The organism is Arthrobacter globiformis NBRC 12137, assembly GCF_000238915.1.
GTDB classification, from domain to species: domain Bacteria; phylum Actinomycetota; class Actinomycetes; order Actinomycetales; family Micrococcaceae; genus Arthrobacter; species Arthrobacter globiformis.
On the sequence record NZ_BAEG01000015.1, the window covers coordinates 26,361 to 42,185 of the forward strand.

Annotated in this window: 16 protein-coding genes; 9 read left to right on the forward strand and 7 right to left on the reverse strand. The window is 68.1% G+C overall.

Going from position 1 to position 15,825, the window contains the following annotated elements:
- Nucleotides 1–178 precede the first annotated feature (178 nt).
- From ARGLB_RS02650 to ARGLB_RS02665, 4 genes are all read left to right on the forward strand, one after another.
- Nucleotides 179–979: a hypothetical protein gene (locus ARGLB_RS02650; protein ID WP_003798591.1), complete on the forward strand. Its 801-nt coding sequence runs from the start codon at nt 179–181 to the stop codon at nt 977–979.
- A 126-nt stretch (nt 980–1,105) separates the two neighbouring features.
- Complete coding sequence (locus ARGLB_RS02655; protein WP_003798593.1) at nt 1,106–2,110, forward strand: aldo/keto reductase family protein; 1,005 nt, start codon at nt 1,106–1,108, stop codon at nt 2,108–2,110.
- A gap of 8 nt (nt 2,111–2,118) precedes the next feature.
- Entirely contained in the window at nt 2,119–2,970 is an 852-nt protein-coding gene (locus tag ARGLB_RS02660; protein WP_003798595.1) for an SDR family oxidoreductase, read from the forward strand.
- A gap of 127 nt (nt 2,971–3,097) precedes the next feature.
- Nucleotides 3,098–4,222 carry a sulfite oxidase gene (locus ARGLB_RS02665; RefSeq protein ID WP_003798597.1) on the forward strand — a complete coding sequence of 375 codons (1,125 nt, stop codon included), beginning with the start codon at nt 3,098–3,100 and terminating at the stop codon, nt 4,220–4,222.
- A 19-nt stretch (nt 4,223–4,241) separates the two neighbouring features.
- On the opposite strand, the gene ARGLB_RS02670 is transcribed toward ARGLB_RS02665, so the two are convergent.
- From ARGLB_RS02670 to ARGLB_RS02685, 4 genes are all read right to left on the reverse strand, one after another.
- Nucleotides 4,242–4,733: a ribose-5-phosphate isomerase gene (locus ARGLB_RS02670; RefSeq protein ID WP_003798599.1), complete on the reverse strand. Its 492-nt coding sequence runs from the start codon at nt 4,731–4,733 to the stop codon at nt 4,242–4,244.
- The gene (locus ARGLB_RS02675; RefSeq protein ID WP_003798600.1) at nt 4,730–6,496 is read right to left on the reverse strand and encodes a dihydroxyacetone kinase family protein; all 1,767 of its coding nucleotides are present in this window, start codon (nt 6,494–6,496) and stop codon (nt 4,730–4,732) included. The genes ARGLB_RS02670 and ARGLB_RS02675 overlap by 4 nt, the downstream gene beginning before the upstream one ends.
- A gap of 66 nt (nt 6,497–6,562) precedes the next feature.
- Complete coding sequence (locus ARGLB_RS02680; RefSeq protein ID WP_003798602.1) at nt 6,563–7,336, reverse strand: SDR family NAD(P)-dependent oxidoreductase; 774 nt, start codon at nt 7,334–7,336, stop codon at nt 6,563–6,565.
- 32 nt (nt 7,337–7,368) lie between these two features.
- On the reverse strand, nt 7,369–8,193 hold the full coding sequence (locus ARGLB_RS02685) for a sugar phosphate isomerase/epimerase family protein (protein ID WP_003798605.1): 825 nt from the start codon (nt 8,191–8,193) through the stop codon (nt 7,369–7,371).
- 190 nt (nt 8,194–8,383) lie between these two features.
- Between ARGLB_RS02685 and ARGLB_RS02690 the strand changes: the two genes are divergently transcribed.
- The 5 genes from ARGLB_RS02690 (at nt 8,384) to ARGLB_RS02710 (ending at nt 12,884) form a co-directional block, all read left to right on the forward strand.
- Nucleotides 8,384–9,721, forward strand: a complete 1,338-nt coding sequence (locus ARGLB_RS02690; protein ID WP_003798607.1) for an MFS transporter — start codon at nt 8,384–8,386, stop codon at nt 9,719–9,721.
- Nucleotides 9,722–9,786: 65 nt separating this feature from the next.
- A complete protein-coding gene (locus tag ARGLB_RS02695) occupies nt 9,787–10,653 on the forward strand; it encodes a transketolase (protein ID WP_043417766.1) in 867 nt (288 codons plus the stop codon).
- Nucleotides 10,650–11,669 carry a transketolase family protein gene (locus tag ARGLB_RS02700; protein WP_003798610.1) on the forward strand — a complete coding sequence of 340 codons (1,020 nt, stop codon included), beginning with the start codon at nt 10,650–10,652 and terminating at the stop codon, nt 11,667–11,669. The genes ARGLB_RS02695 and ARGLB_RS02700 overlap by 4 nt, the downstream gene beginning before the upstream one ends.
- Before the next feature lie 134 nt (nt 11,670–11,803).
- Complete coding sequence (locus tag ARGLB_RS02705; protein WP_003798612.1) at nt 11,804–12,460, forward strand: GntR family transcriptional regulator; 657 nt, start codon at nt 11,804–11,806, stop codon at nt 12,458–12,460.
- A gap of 40 nt (nt 12,461–12,500) precedes the next feature.
- Nucleotides 12,501–12,884: an Hsp15 family ribosome-associated heat shock protein gene (locus ARGLB_RS02710; protein ID WP_003798614.1), complete on the forward strand. Its 384-nt coding sequence runs from the start codon at nt 12,501–12,503 to the stop codon at nt 12,882–12,884.
- A 13-nt stretch (nt 12,885–12,897) separates the two neighbouring features.
- On the opposite strand, the gene ARGLB_RS02715 is transcribed toward ARGLB_RS02710, so the two are convergent.
- From ARGLB_RS02715 to ARGLB_RS02725, 3 genes are read right to left on the reverse strand one after another with little or no spacing between them, the layout of a single operon-like run.
- Complete coding sequence (locus ARGLB_RS02715) at nt 12,898–13,548, reverse strand: dihydrofolate reductase family protein (protein ID WP_003798616.1); 651 nt, start codon at nt 13,546–13,548, stop codon at nt 12,898–12,900.
- Nucleotides 13,545–15,308 (reverse strand): DUF4389 domain-containing protein, encoded by a 1,764-nt coding sequence (locus tag ARGLB_RS02720; protein WP_003798619.1) that lies wholly within the window; start codon nt 15,306–15,308, stop codon nt 13,545–13,547. Before ARGLB_RS02720 ends, ARGLB_RS02715 begins: the two co-directional genes overlap by 4 nt.
- Complete coding sequence (locus tag ARGLB_RS02725) at nt 15,305–15,775, reverse strand: hypothetical protein (RefSeq protein ID WP_043417758.1); 471 nt, start codon at nt 15,773–15,775, stop codon at nt 15,305–15,307. Before ARGLB_RS02725 ends, ARGLB_RS02720 begins: the two co-directional genes overlap by 4 nt.
- Between the last annotated feature and the right edge of the window lie 50 nt (nt 15,776–15,825).

The window sequence follows — 15,825 nt, forward strand, 5'->3', positions numbered from 1 at the left end:
ATAGGCAGCTTGATGCGGCCGGGTCCTATAACAGCTTTGAAACAACAGTTGCCGGCACTTGTCATGAGGGCATGTCGGCAGAAAATAGTCCGTATGGTGGGTAGGGGCTGTTTTCCGGCGTGATCACCGGGCTTGATCACTGCGTGACGGGCCGGGCGCCGATGGTAAGGAGGGTGAAGTGGAAGATCCGACAACGATTGCACTGAACCTGACCTTTTTTGGCACCCTGGGTGTTGCCTTCCTGATGTTCGTCGGCCTGTGCATCAGCGTCATGCTCACGCTGGTGCTGGCCGGGCTGGGACGCCTTGTGGCGCTGATCGTGATGGCGCTGTTCGGCCGCTTCCCCAGGAACGAGACCGTCGAGATCGTGCGGCTCGCTGCGGACGGCAGCCCGCTGCCCGCGGACGCAGAAGTGGTGCCGGCAAAAGCCAAGGTGAAAAAGGCCAAGGCCCCCAGGCCGGTCCGCGAGCCCCGTACCCCGATCGACTGGAAGAAACTGCGGACCCGCGCCGGCCTTCAGGAGGCGCTCCGCAGCGCCGTCGTCCACCATCCCCTCGTGACTGCCGCCCGGCCGGTGCCGCCCGTCCTCGCGAAGGACTGGGCCGACGCCGTGGCTGCCGCCGACGCCCGCGCAGTGGCGCGCGCCCGGGCCGCCGCGCCCGAAGTCAAGGTCGCCGTGCGGGACCTGCCGCCGCCCGACGTCGCCGCGGCCAGCGTGACCGAGGTGGCTCCGCTCGTGGAATCGGCCCTGCGCCACGATGCCGTGCCGGCCGACCCTGGCAGCAACGACCCTGGCAGCAACGGCGCGCCCAACAAAAGCGCTACCAGCAAAGGCGAAAACGTCCGGTCCGCCTTGGCGCTGTCCGCCCAGCCGCCACGGCCAGCGAGGAAACCGGCCGTAGCCGGACGTGTCACCGTCCTGGACACCGGTTCCATGACATCGCTCGCGCAGCGCCCGGACGCCCGCACCCGCGCCTGACCTCGCTGGTTCCGTACCAGTTTGCGCCCGCCGCGGGCCAGCCGCGGGGCGGGCCGCGGGATAAGCCGCGAGATAAGCCGCCGGCATCCCTTACCCTGAGCAACCATCTCCGCTAGCGTGAAGCCCATGGAATTCAGATACCTCGGAAACAGCGGCTTCAAGATTTCGGAAATCACGTTCGGCAACTGGCTCACGCATGGCTCCCAGGTGGAGAACGACGTCGCCACCCGGTGCGTGCAGGCGGCGCTGGACGCCGGCATCAGCACTTTCGACACGGCGGACGTCTACGCCAACACCGCGGCGGAAACCGTTCTGGGCGAAGCGCTCAAGGGCGAACGCCGGCAGTCCATCGAGATCTTCACCAAGGTGTTCGGTCCCACCGGCCCCAAGGGCAAGAACGACCTCGGCCTGTCCCGCAAACACATCATGGAATCCATCGACGGGTCCCTCAGCCGGCTGCAGACGGACTACGTGGACCTGTACCAGGCGCACCGCTACGACTTTGAAACACCGCTCGAGGAAACGATGCAGGCGTTCGCGGACATCGTCCGGCAGGGAAAGGCCCTGTACATCGGCGTCAGCGAGTGGACCGCCGAGCAGCTCCGCAACGGCCACGCCCTGGCCAAGGAACTGGGCTTCCAGCTGATCTCCAACCAGCCGCAGTACTCCATGCTGTGGCGGGTCATCGAGGAGGAAGTGGTTCCAACGTCGGAGGACCTGGGCGTCTCCCAGATCGTCTGGTCCCCCATGGCGCAGGGTGTGCTGAGCGGCAAGTACCTGCCCGGCCAGCCGCTGCCGGAGGGCAGCCGCGCCACCGACGACAAGGGCGGCGCCAAGATGATCCAGCGCTGGCTGCGGGACGATGTCCTGGCCGCCGTGCAGGAGCTGCGGCCGGTCGCCGAGGAGGCCGGGCTGACCATGCCGCAGCTGGCGGTGGCCTGGGTACTGCAAAATCCGAACGTCGCCTCCGCCATCGTGGGCGCCTCCCGGCCAGAACAGGTGGCCGACAGCGCCGCGGCCGCCGGCGTACGCCTTGAACCGGACGTCCTGAAGAAGATCGATGCCGCCGTCGGCTCCCTCGCCGAGCGGGACCCGGCCCAGACAAAGTCCCCCGCGACCCGCGAGGCCTAGGAGCACCCATGACGGATCTTCCAGACCTTGCGGTCACCGGCGCCACCGGGGTCCTTGGCGGCATGGTGGCCCGCCAATTGTCAGACGCCGGGTTCTCCCAGCGCCTGCTGGTGCGCGACCCCCGGCGGGTGCCGGACCTGAGGGACGCCCGGGCCGTGGCGGTCAGCTACGGGGACCCCGTACTGTCCCGCCCGGCCCTCGAGGGGGTCAAGGTGCTGTTCATGGTGTCGGCGGCGGAGGCGGAGGACCGGCTGCAGCAGCATTATGCCTTCGTGGACGCCGCAGCGGACGCCGGCGTGCAGCACGTTGTGTACACGTCCTTCTTCGGGGCGGCGCCGGACTGCACCTTCACACTGGGCCGCGACCACTATGCCACCGAGGAGCGGATCAGGGCGTCCGGCATGGGATTTACGTTCCTGCGGGACAACTTCTACCTGGATTTCCTGCCCATGCTGGCCGGGGAGGACGGCGTCATCCGGGGCCCGGCGGGCGACGGCGTGATGGCCGCAGTCGCCCGGGAGGACATCGCCCGGTCCGCGGTGGCCGTTCTCCGTGACCCGGCCGTCCACGCCGGGGCTACCTATGACCTGACCGGACCGGAAGACATCTCGCTGGCGCAGGCCGCCGAGGTGCTCACGCATGCCACGGGCAGGACCGTCACGTACCAGCACGAAACAGTGGACGAAGCGTTCGCCTCCCGCGCTTCCTACGGCGCACCGGACTGGCAGGTCGAGGCATGGGTCAGCACGTACACGGCGATCGCCGCCGGAGAGCTGTCCGGGGCGACCTCAGACGTGCACGGCCTCACCGGTAAGGACCCGATGACACTGGAGGAATTGGTGAAGCTGCCGCAGTTGTAGGGCCCGCTGGCGGTGCCGGGCTGTTGACGGCCTGTGTTGACCGTCCTGCGGACACGGCGTAAACCTGTGAAGAGGAGCACGCCCATCAGCAGCTGCACCCCGCAGCACCGAGCAGAATCGCAAGGCCATGTCCAAGCTGATCTACCGCCGCCGACCGTCCGCCCGCCCCGCAGCCCATTCCGGTGTCGCAGCGCATAGCGGTGAACCCACGCATGGACCGCTCACCCGGGAAGAGCTGCAGCTCGCCGTGCGGAACCATTCGATGCCGCTGGAGGCGCTGCGCGAGGACCTGACTCCGCCCGGGCTGCATTACGTGCTGACGCATTTCGACATTCCGCAGGTCAGCGGCGCGTGGCACCTGCGGATCGGCGGCGCCGTGGAGCGGGCCATGGAACTGAGCCTCGCGGCGCTGAAGCGGGATCCGGCCATCAGCGTCCAGGTAACCATGGAATGCGCCGGCAACGGGCGGTCGCTGCTGAGGCCGCGGCCACTAAGCCAGCCCTGGACCCTGGAGGGCGTGGGAACGGCCGTATGGACCGGTGTTCCGCTCGCGTACCTGCTGTCCCAGGCGGGCGTCGAGCCCGAGGCCGTTGAGGTGGTGTTCACCGGCCTGGACGCCGGCATCCAGGGCGGCGTCCGGCAGCAATACGCCCGGAGCCTGCCCATTTCGGAAGCGTCGCGGGCCGACGTCGTCCTTGCCTACAAGATGAACGGCAGTGAGCTGCCGCCGCAGCACGGCTATCCGCTGCGGCTGGTGGTCCCCGGCTGGTACGGCATGGCAAGCGTCAAATGGCTGCAGTCGATCCAGGTGGTCACCACGCCGTTCCAGGGCTTCCAGCAGGCGGTCGCCTACCGCTACCAACACAACGCGGACGACGCCGGCACCCCGGTTTCGCGGATCAGGGTCCGGTCCCTGATGGTTCCGCCGGGCATTCCCGACTTCTTCACCCGCCGCCGGTACCTGCACCGCGGGCCCGTCATGTTCCATGGGCGGGCGTGGTCCGGTGAGGGCGCCGTGACGAAGGTGGAGGTCGGCATCGACGGCAAGTGGGTTCCGGCCCAGCTGGACAAGCCTGCCGGCGCCTTTGCTTGGCGCGGCTGGAGCCTGCCCTGGGTGGCCGACGCCGGCCACCATGAGCTGGCGTGCCGGGCCACCGACGCCACCGGCGCCGTGCAGCCGCTGGAGCAGCACTGGAACTACCAGGGCATGGGCAACAACACCGTGCAGCGGGTGAGGGTCATCGTCGAATGAGCCGCAGGGTTATGGCCGTTCAGCACCCTTCATAGTCGCTGAGTACGTTCAGCTTGCCCGCCGACGCTGACTCCGGGTCGAAGGTGTAGCCCACCCATTCCCGGGCGAGCCTGCGCGCCAGTTCCAGGCCGACCACCCGCTGGCCCATGGTGAGGACCTGGCAGTTGTTGGAGAGTACGGACCGCTCCACCGAGAACGAGTCGTGGGCGGTAGCTGCACGGACGCCTGCCACCTTGTTGGCGGCAATCGCCACCCCGATCCCCGTCCCGCAGAACAGGATGGCCCGGTCCGCCTGTCCGTCCCGGATCATCTCGCCTGCGGTGATGCCGACATGCGGGTACGGCTTGCTGAATTCGTCCGGTTCATCGCTGCGGTTTACCCCGATGTCGATCACGTCGGCCACCAGGGGGTCGGCGCGGAGGTCCTCCATGACGCGGTTCTTGTAGTCGACGCCGGCCTCGTCGGCACCCACGATGACCCGGAGTACGGGAACAGCTCCGGCGGCGGTCATACCGTGGCCTCCGCTTCCTCGCGGACCCCTGCTGATGGCGAGGCGGCGTGACGGGCCAGGTGTTCGCCCAGAACGGTGAAAATCATCGCCAGCGAAGTGGCGCCCGGATCGGCAGTGCCCAGGCTCTTCTCCGCGAGCGGCCGGGCGCGGCCCTTGAGCGGGCGAAGCGTGGCGGTGGCAGCCGCGGCGGACGTTGCGGCAGCGGCGGCTTCCTGCCAGGCGGCCCCGGCGCCGGCGCCTTCCTCCGTCCGGCGGGCCAGGGTTTCGGCGAACGGCAGGAGTGCATCCACCATGGTCTTGTCCCCCAGCTCGGCCTTGCCCAGGCCGGTGATGCGGCCGGCGAACGCCGTCACGGCAGCCGAAAGCTCCGCCGGTCCGGGAGCCTGGCTGTTGCCGAGCGACCCGCCGAGGGCACGCAGGCCCGCACCCCAAAGGACCCCCGATGTGCCGCCGGCCCGGTCCGCCCAGGCATCGCCGGCGGCGGCCAGCACATCTCCCGCACCGGCGCCCTGGGCGAAAGCGTCAGCGGCGGCGGCCACGGCCGCGTTAGCGCCCCTGACCATGCCGCGGCCGTGGTCGCCGTCGCCCGCCACGGCATCCATGTCGCCCAGACGCGGCTCTTCCGCATGCAGGAGGTCGCGTGCCGCCTCCAGGGCCGCGACGCACGCCGTTGCATACCCGCGGGAGGAAGCGGTGGCGGCGAAGGCGACAGCGGTGCTCTCGCCGTCGGAGGCCTCGGCGGCGTGAACGCTACCGGCCTGTGCCGCGGTGTTTCCACGACGGTAGGCCGGGGTTTCCGCCGGTGCCGACCAGAGCGGCTCCAACTCATCATCCAGCCACGTGACGGTGAGGGACACCCCGGCCATGTCCAGGCTGGTGACCAGCTCACCCACCTCCGGGAGCACCAGGGTGTAACCGGCGTCGCGGAGCAGCGGTGCCACAGTTCCCCACAGAACGAACAGCTCCTCATGTTTGGTGGAGCCCAGTCCGTTGAGGATCACGGCGATGCGTTGCCCCGCCCCGTCCGGAGTTTCTGCCAGCACGCGGGACACCAGTTCGCGGCCCAGGTCCGCTGCCGAGGGAAGGTCGGTGTCGAAGAGGCCGGGCTCGCCGTGGATCCCCAGGCCCAGCCCCATCTGCCCCTCGCCCAGCGAGAACAGCGGCGTGTCGGCGCCCGGGAAGGTGCAACCGGCAAAGGCGCTGCCGATGGTCCTGGTGAGGCTGTTGGCCTTGCGGCCCAGGCGGGCAACCTCGGCCAGGTCCGCACCTGCCTCGGCGGCAGCCCCCATGATCTTGAAGACCGTAAAGTCCCCGGCGATGCCGCGGCGCTTGGACGCTTCCGACGGCGGGGCGCTGGCGACGTCGTCCGTCACGAGGACGTTCTCGACGGCGATGCCTTGGGCCGCCAGCCGCTCGCTGGCCATGCCGAAGTTCATCACGTCGCCGGCGTAGTTGCCGTAGGTGAACACCACACCGGCGCCGCTGTCAGCGGCCTTGGCCACGGCGTAGGCCTGCTGGGCGGACGGTGACGTGAAGATGTTCCCCACCACCGCGCCGTCGGCAAAGCCGGGACCGATGAGCCCGGCGAAAGCGGGGTAGTGCCCCGAACCGCCGCCTGCCAGGACTGCCACCTTGGGTGCGGCCGGGCGGTGGCGGCGCACCGCGCCGCCGGGAACCTGGCGGACCAGTCCGGAGTGAAGATCGCAGAAGCCGGCGAGGGCTTCCTCGGCGAAGTCCGCTGGATTGTTGAAGATTCTGGTCATGGCTGGCTCTCTGTGCGGCGGTGTGGGGCGTGGGCTGGGCGGGGTTTGCGGCGCTTTGACGCGTTCTTAGTGCATGTGGCTTCCGCCGTTGATGTCGATGGTGGTGCCGGTCAGGTAGGCGGAGTCCTCGGAGGACAGGAACGTGATGACGGCGGCGACTTCTTCGGTGGTGGCGTTGCGGCCCAGCGGGATGCCGGCGTTGATGGCGGCCTCCTGCTCCTCGGTGCTGCCGACGCGGATGTTGGTGTCCACGGCGCCCGGGGTGATGGCGTTGACGGTCACACCGGAGGCGCCGAGCTCGCGCGCCAGGGCCTTGGTGAAGCCGAGGATGGCGGCCTTGGCGGCGGAGTAGGGGACCTTGCCGAAGACGCCGCCGCCGCGCTGTGCGGAAACGGAGGACATGTTGACGATGCGGCCCCAGCCGTTCTCGATCATGTCCGGCAGGAAAGCCTTCGTGACGAGGTAGGTGCCGGTGGAGTTCACGGCCATGACCTTGTTCCAGAGGTCAAGCGTGGTTTCCAGGAAAGGCACCGGCGAGGTGATGCCGGCGATGTTGGCCAGCGCGCCGACAGCGGGAAGGGCGCCGCTCTTGACCTCGGCTGAAACTGCCTTGTACGCGGCGTTGACGGAGTCCTCGTTGGCGACGTCGATCTCGTAGCCGAACGCCGGGACGTTGAATTCGTTGCCGATCTCAGTGGCGACCTTTGCGGACTTCTCGCCGTCGAGGTCCAGGATCACCACGCCCCAGCCCTGGCTGGCGTAGCGGCGGGCGGTGGTGATGCCGATGCCCCGTTCCGAGGTGGCTCCGGTGAGGACGGCGGTGCGCTGAATGGCGGTCATGATTCTCCTTGGTGGTTTTTTGTGGGGGTTGTTCAGATGAGGTCAGTGATGAAGCTGGCTGCCTTGGCGGCGGCCGCCGGGCGTTCGTCGTGGGTGACGTCCCGGGTTTCGAGTTCCAGGCTGAAGTGCCCGGTGTAGCCTTGGCCGGCAAGGCCCCGCAGCCCGGCGGCGAAATCGGCCTGGCCGTTGCCGATGCTGAGGTTGATGTTGCCGGGCGCGGCGTCGCGCAGGTGCACATGGGCTATCCGGCCCTCGTGGCGTGCCAGGTACTCCAGCGGGTCCTCGCCGGCGGCGACGATGTGGCTGAAGTCCATGACGATCCCGACGCCGGACCCCGCCAGCCGCTGCGCCAGCAGCTCGGCGCGTTCCAGGTTCCAGCAGAACCGCAGGAAGTGCAGCGATTCGGTCCAGAGTTCGACGCCGAACTCCGCCGCGCGCTCCGCAGCCCGGATCAGCTGGGCTGCGACGGTGTCCAGATCCTTCTCGAGGCTTCGTACCGGCTCGTGGCTCAGGGCACCGCAGGGAAGGACCAGCGCCTTGGCGCCCGTTTTAGCGGTGAGGGTGAGCAGGGCATCAAGGTGCCTGTCCCGCTCAGCCTGCCGGCCGGCGTCGAGCACTGCATTCAGATCCCCGATGTCCCCGTTGACGGAACGCACCCGCAGGCCTGATGCAGCCACGTCACTGGCCACGGCTGAGACGGCATCGGCGTCAAGTTCATACGGAACGTGGTCGCAGACTCCAGGGAGGGCGCCAAGGTCGATCTCAGCGAACCCGAGGCCCGCGATGGTTCGCAGGGCTGTCGGCAGGTCCTGGTGGCGGAAGCTGATGGATGAGCACCCGAGTCGGGAATGGAACATCGTCGTTGATCCTCTGGTCGTGCCCGGCAGGCGGTAGTGATGGACACCACAATATCTCTGGCGACTGTTAACAGTCAACTCCTGATGGCGACTGTTGACAGTCAGCATGACGCCCGTCACACTGGGACGTATCTTGTTAACAGTCGACCGCGCTGAAGCTTCTTCAGCCGCTCTTCGAAAGGGAACCACCATGAGCAACGAAGCTCTAAAAATGCGGGGGCACGTCCACGGCACCAAGGACGCCAGGCGGGTCGCCATCGGCTCGGGCGTCGGCGCCGTAATCGAGACGTACGACTTCATCGGCTTCGGAACCGCGGCCGCACTGTACTTCGGAACGGCTTTCTTCCCCACCGGTGACCCGGTAACCGGGACGTTGGCCGCCTTCGCCACGCTGGGTGTCGGCTTCGCCGCCCGGCCGATCGGTGGCATCATCGGCGGGCACCTGGGCGACAAGGTGGGCCGCAAGCCGGTACTGGTGACCTCGCTCATCCTCATGGGCATCGCCACCTTCTTCATCGGCCTCCTGCCCACGTACGAGCAGGTGGGGCTGCTGGCTCCGGCACTGCTGGTCTTCGTCCGCATCGTTCAGGGGCTGGCCTTCGGCGCCGAGTGGGGCGGCGCCATCCTGATGAGCTACGAGCACGCCCCCTGGAAGTCCAAGGGCAAATACACCGGCATCGTGCAGGCCGGCTTCCCCGTCGGCCTGCTCCTGGCAAATCTGGTGTTCTTGGTCAGCGTGAACCTTGGCGGCGAACTCGCCTGGCGCGTCCCCTTCCTCGCCAGCATCGTGCTGGTGGTTGTCGGCCTGATCATCCGCTCCAAGGTCCCCGAGTCCCCCGTGTTTGACGAGGTCAAGGAAAGCGGCTCCATCGTCAAGTCCCCGATCGTCGAGGTCATCAAGACCGACTGGCGCAGCATCGTCCGGGGCATCGGCCTGCGCATCGCCGAGACCGCCGGCTACGCCGTGTCGATCACCTACATGATTTCCTACCTTCACACCCAGCAGCTCGCTGACAAGAGCCAGACTCTCGTGGCTCTCTGCATCGCCTCGGCCATCGGCATCTTCGCCACCATGGCCTGGGCCCGCCTCACCGACAGGATCGGCCGCCGGCCCCTTTACATCTGGTCCACAGCCTTCGCCCTGCTCTTCGGCATTCCCATGTTCCTCCTCGTGAACACCGGACTGTTCATCTTCGTCATCGCCACCATCGTCATCTCCTACGCCGTCTGCCAGAACTCCCTCGCCGGGGCCCAGGGCCCGTGGTTCCCCGAGCTGTTCCAGGCCAAGACCCGCTCCTCCGGAGCCTCACTGGCCTACCAGATCTCCGCCATGGTCTCCGGATTCACCCCCTTCATCACCACTCTCCTGTTCGTAGCCCTCGGCTGGATGGGTCCCGCGCTCCTCTTCAGCTTCTACGCAGCCATCGGCCTCTGGGCAGCACTCGTAACCCGCGAAACCTGGGGCAAGCGCGAACGCCAGCTGGCTGATGAAGCCACGAAAAGCACCCCGCAGTCAGTGGACGCCTGATGACCACCGTCCGCGAAACCACCACGCCGGAACTGCACACCCAAGAACTCCCCCAGAAGGAACGAATGACCCAGGAAACAGTCACCGACCGACTTGAGCGGGTCAGTGCCGCCGCCTACCGGATCCGGCACCACGCCTTGAACATGGGCGAGGTCCAGGGCCAGGGCTATGTGGGCCAGGCGCTGGGCGCAGCGGACATGCTCGCCGCCGTGTACGCCGACCAGCTCCGCTACCGCGCCGAGGATCCGCACTGGGAGGGCCGCGACCGGTTCCTGCTCTCCACCGGGCACTACGCCATCGGCCACTACGCCGCCCTGGCCGAGGCCGGCATCGTCCCCGTCTCCGAGCTGGAGACGTACGGCTCCGATGATTCCCGGCTTCCGATGTCCGGAATGTCCACCTACACCCCCGGCATGGAAATCTCCGGCGGCTCCCTGGGCCACGGACTGACCATCGCTGTCGGCATGGCGCTGGGCCTGCGCTACCAGGGCTCCAGCGCCAGGATCTACAACTTCCTCTCCGACGGGGAACTGGACGAGGGCTCCACCTGGGAAGCAGCCATGGGCGCCCACCACCACCAGCTCGGCAACCTGACCGCCATGGTGGACATCAACGCCCTGCAGGCCGACGGCAAGACCGACACCGTGCTCCGCACCGAACCGATCACCGAAAAATGGGAAGCCGCCGGCTGGTACACCCAGCGGGTGGACGGCAACGACATGGCCGCGCTGCTCGCCGCGTTCGACAACGCCGCAGCCCAGGCCGCCACCAGCGGACGCCCCTCCGTAATCCTCTGCGACACCAAGGTGGGCCGCGGCGTGCCGCTGCTGGAGGAGCGGGAAAAGGCGCACTTCATGCGCATCGAAGAACACGAATGGCAGCTCTGCCGCGAGCAGCTGACCGCAGGATACGAAGGAAAGGCTTCAGCATGAGCGCCACCACCGAGGCCCCCGACACCACAACAGCCGCCAAGCCCAAGCTCAAGACCTCGGCCATGATCGCGTCGTTCGCCGACCCGGGCCAGAAAACTGCCTCTGCCCCGTTCGGGCATGCCCTGGTCAAGGCCGCGCAGGAGAACGACAGGATCGTCGGCCTCACCGCGGACCTGGGCAAGTACACGGACATGCACATCTTCGCGCAGGCCTTCCCGGAGCGGTTCTTCCAGATGGGCATGGCCGAGCAGCTCCTCTTCGGCGCAGCCGCAGGCCTCGCTGAAACCGGTCTGGTGCCGTTCGCCTCCACCTACTCCGTTTTCGCTGCCCGCCGCGCCTACGACTTCCTCTGCCTGGACGCGGCCGAGCCCAACCTGAACGTCAACATCGTGGGCGGCCTCCCCGGACTCACCACCGGCTACGGCCCCAGCCACCAGGCCACCGAGGACATGGCAATCTTCCGCGGCATGCCCAACCTGACCATCGTGGACCCGTGTGACTCCATCGACATCGAACAGGCCGTCCCGCAACTGGCCGCCAGCGAAGGGCCCACCTACCTGCGCCTGCTCCGCGGCAACGTGCCCACGGTGCTGGACGAGTACGACTACACCTTCGAACTCGGCAAGGCCAAGGTCCTGCGAGGCGGCAACGACGTGGTGTTCGTCTCCAGCGGCCTCATGACCATGCGTGCCCTGCAGGCAGCCAAGGCCCTGGAGGCACATAACGTGGACGTCGCCGTCGTGCACACCCCCACCATCAAGCCGTTCGACGCCGCAACCGTCCTGGCCGAGATCAACACCGACCGGCTGGCGGTGACCCTGGAAAACCACTCCGTGGTGGGCGGTCTGTTCGAGACCGTCGCATCCGCCGTGGTCACCGCAGGCCTGGGCAAGCGCGTGGTGCCGGTGGCCCTGCCCGACGAGTTCCTCGATGCCGGCGCCCTGCCAACACTGCACGAACGCTACGGCCTGTCCGTCCAGCGCATCGTCGCGAAGGTGCTCGCCGAACTCGGCTGAGACCCGCCCTCGGCCCGGCTCACGCACGGCCGCGGCAGGAGCGCGGGGACAACAGCCGGCCCAGCGCTCCTGCCGTGGCATCATTGTTAACACGGCGACTGTAAACAGTCGACCCCTGACCTTGGGAGAATCCGATGGCCGCGACAGCAACCCTGCTGGGACTGGAAAAGAAGAGCCTTCGCGAGCAGGCGCTGGCCGCGTTGCGCACCGCCATCACCAGCGGCGCCCTCGAGCCTGGCCGGCACCTCGTGGAAACCGAGCTGTCCGAAATGCTGCAGATCAGCCGCGGCACTCTCCGGGAGGCCCTGCGGCAGCTCGAGCAGGAGGGCCTCGTGTCAGCCGGGGCCCGCGGCAGGCTCTCGGTCCGCCACCTGGATGCCAAGGAAATCCGCGACATCTACTCCGTCCGGGCGGCCCTTGAATCCCTGGCGGCCCGCACGCTGTGCGAACTGCCGGACCGGCAGCACGTCATCGGGTCGCTCCGCGCGGCCATCCAGGCCATGGAGGCGGCCACCCACGGCACCCTGGAGGAGCGGGTCGAATCCGACCTCGAATTCCACCGCACCATGTGCCGCCTCACCGGCAACGAGACCCTGCTGCACTCCTGGGAATCCCTGGAAGGGTCCATCCGGATGTCCATCATGTTCGCCGGGCTCGAAAAGGGCGTGCGGAACATGAGCGTGGACCGGCACAACGACATCGTTGCCGCCATCGAGACCGGCGACGCCACCCTGGCCCGCAACACCATCCGCGAGCACATGGACTCAGCCGCCGCCGTCCTCGTCGCGTAGCCGCCTACTCCGCGGCGCCCGGCTATACTCGGCTGCAACCATGAGCAGCCTTCCCTCAGCCCCGAGCACCGTCCGCGTCGACGCCTGGCTCTGGGCCATCCGCGCCTACAAGACACGCTCAGCCGCCACCGCCGCCTGCCGCGCCGGGCATGTCCGCATCAACGGGAACCCGGCCAAGGCCTCGCAGTCCCTCGTGCCCGGGGACACCGTGCGCGTCCGCCAGCCCGGCTACGAACGCATCCTCGAAGTGCGCCGGCTCATCGCCAAGCGCGTGGGCGCGGAGGCAGCCTCGCACTGTTTCACCGACCATACGCCTCCCCGGCCCGCGGCTCCGGCGCTGGGGCTGCCGCAGCGGGACCGCGGGACGGGCCGGCCGACCAAAAAGGACCGCCGTGAAATGGAGCGCCTGCGCGGCCTGGGCTGAATCCAGTGCGGCGTCAGTCCTTGACCTGCTCGCGGCCGTCCCGCACCTCGAACTCCCCCACCTCCAGGTCGGCGGCACCGAAGGCTGCGGGCAGCAGGGTCAGGTGGACCGCACCTGATGACGTCGCCTTGCTCCCGGCCAGGGTAAACGCCGAGGGCGTGACGCCGGGTTCGAAGAGCCGCTTGCCCTGGCCCAGGACCAGCGGGAAGATGATCAGCCGGTACTCGTCCACCAGGCCGGCGTCGTGCAGGGCACGGACCAGCCGGTAGCTGCCGTGGACCTGAAGCTCCCGGCCCGGGCCTGATTTGAGGTCGTCAACAGCCTCAAGGAAATTCGCCGGGAGGATGGTGGTGTTGTTCCACGTCGCCTCGGTCAGAGTTGAGGACACCACATATTTGGGCAGGCTGTTGAGCGCCTTGGCTACGGCATCGTCCGGGTCGGTGACCTGCTCCCAGTAGGGCTGGAACATCTGGTAGGTGGTGCGGCCAAGGAGGATGGCGTCGGCTTCGGCGAACCATGCGTTCACCATCCTGCCCATGTCCTCGTCGAAGAGCGGCACCACCCAGCCGCCGAATTCGAAGCCGCCGCTGGTGTCCTCGTCCCTGCCTCCCGGGCCCTGCATGACGCCGTCGAGGCTCACGAAGGTGTGGACCGTGAGTTTCATGATGGCCTTCGCGGTGGGGTGGCTGGTGGACCGGCGGCCGGCGGTCCGCCCGGATCGACGGGCCCCATGTCGAGCCGGAACGGAGGATACTCGTCCCGCATCAGCGCGATGTATGCCAGGACGCGGTAGACCCAGCGGTTGAGTCCGATCAGCAGGTCGAACAGGCTCCGGAGGTACCTGCCGGTGAACAGCAGGATGACGCCGGCGATGAAGGCCAGGAGCGAGAGCAGGGAGACGGCGCCTCCTGCCGAGTACCGGCCGGCACCGGCGAAGTCGTCATCTGACGCCGCCACCCAGGTACGCGAGGAACCTGCGAGCACGCCCACAATCAGGAGGTGCGGGATGGCGAGCAGCCAGGACTTCACCAGCACCAGGCCGCGTGACAGGTGGTCCGGATAGTCCACCTCAAAGTCGGCCGGGTAGTCGGTGCGGGCCAGGGTGAAGGGCGGGTAGCGGTCCGTGCCGATCGCCGTGAAGGCGTAGAAGGACACCCTCCAGCTCCAGCGCAGCACGCCCACATTGAAGTTGAACAGTGAGTGCGGGTAGCGGGCCGTGAACAGGATCGCGAACCACGCCACGATGCTGGTCACGATCAGTGCGAACCAGAGGAAGAACAGGACGATCAGGTGCGGGATGGCCAGGAACCATTTGACCAGCCACATCCACCGGGACAGCGCCGGGTCCACATGGCCTGTCAGGCGGGCCGGGTACCTCGGGTTCTCCAAAAGGTCGACGACGGCGGGCGGCGGCGGTGCGCCCGCCCCGCTGCCGGGGGCGGGAAAGCCGGGGGCGGGATAGCCGGGCGCGGGATAGCCCGGAGCCGGGTATGAGGAAGCCGGCTGCATGCCTGGTGGCACAGGCGTGGCCCCCGGTGGTACTCCAGCGTTCCCGGGCGGAACGCCTGCACTTCCGCCCGGCACGGCAGAACTGGCGAGCGGCCCGGAGGCGCCGGCAGCGGCGGGAGGTCCCGCCGTCGGGCTTTCCACCGGCTCAGCACGGCCCGCGAGCGGATGGCCAGGCGGGTAGCGACCCGGGTGGTCCTGGCCGGCGTAGTACTGGCCCGGCGGAAGGTGCGGCGGCGGACCGTGCCGTCCAAGCCCCATTGCCCCGGCAACGATCAGCGGCACGCCGATGACCAGCAACACGATCCCGGCGATGAGCAGCCACAGGAACAGCGGCCAGAGCAGGTCGGAGCGGACGCCGGCCTGCAGATCCACGGAAACCGGGGCGGTGGCGTCGGCGTTCATGACCACCACGGTCCAGCTGCCGGGAAGGACGTTCCATTTGAGTTCCTGCGTGCCGGTGCCCTCAGCGGATGCGGCCCAGAAGTTCTGGGCTCCGGGGCGGGCCGGCGTCCGTGTTCCCGGCACTTCGGTGTAATCGACCCTGAAGGGCCGCAGATTCAGTTCCCGGATTTCGGAGCGCTTCACTCCCTCGAGATAGCGCGCCGCCTCCTGCTGCGGTGCGACACCAATAAAGATGCCCTTGCCCGGGTTGGCGGCCACTCCGCGGAGCAGGATGCTGCCGGCCGTTTCCGAAGGAATGACGTCCGGCAGCCTGCCGCTGACCATGACGTCCAGCCCTGCCGCGGTGATGGCGGAGGACGCGGCATCGAACCGGTGCGACTGCGTGGTGAAGTAGCCTTCGTCGCGCTGCTGGAAGTTGAGCCAGCCCACCCCGGCAGCGCCCGCCAGCAGCCCCAGCCCCAGGAGTGCGGCGATCGTACCGAGGACGAGCATCACCATGCGGCCGGGTTTCATGCCAGTTCCTTGTCCCGGGCACTGCGGCCGGTGTCGTCAGCGCGCAGGTGGACACCGTGCTTATGGTCGCCGTGACCGTGGTCGCCGTGACCGTGAGTGAATGAGGGGTGCGCGTGGATGCCCGGACGGGGGTCCAGAATGCTGAGCCGGCAGGGTTTCTCGGACGTGCCTTCACCGCTGAGTTGGGTGAGCTGGGCGGGATCATGGAGCGCGGTGATGATGTCCATGGCGGCACGGGCCATCGACAGGTCCAGAATGATTTCCTTGCCCGGCAGCAGAGTCCTGGCACGCCGCGCCACAACATAAAGCGCCCGGATGTTGGCCGGTGTCAGCGTTCCGCGGACCTCGATGCAGGCGCGCTCCATGTTGGCGTCGATGTGGACCACGACCTTGAGGCGGTGATGGCTGGAAGTGCGGTCCATGGGCGTCACGTCCCCGCGGCGGGCCGCCGCTGCCCAAGACGGCATGGTCCGAGCACTCGAAGGGACCGGATACTAAGGTTCATATGGCAAACGCC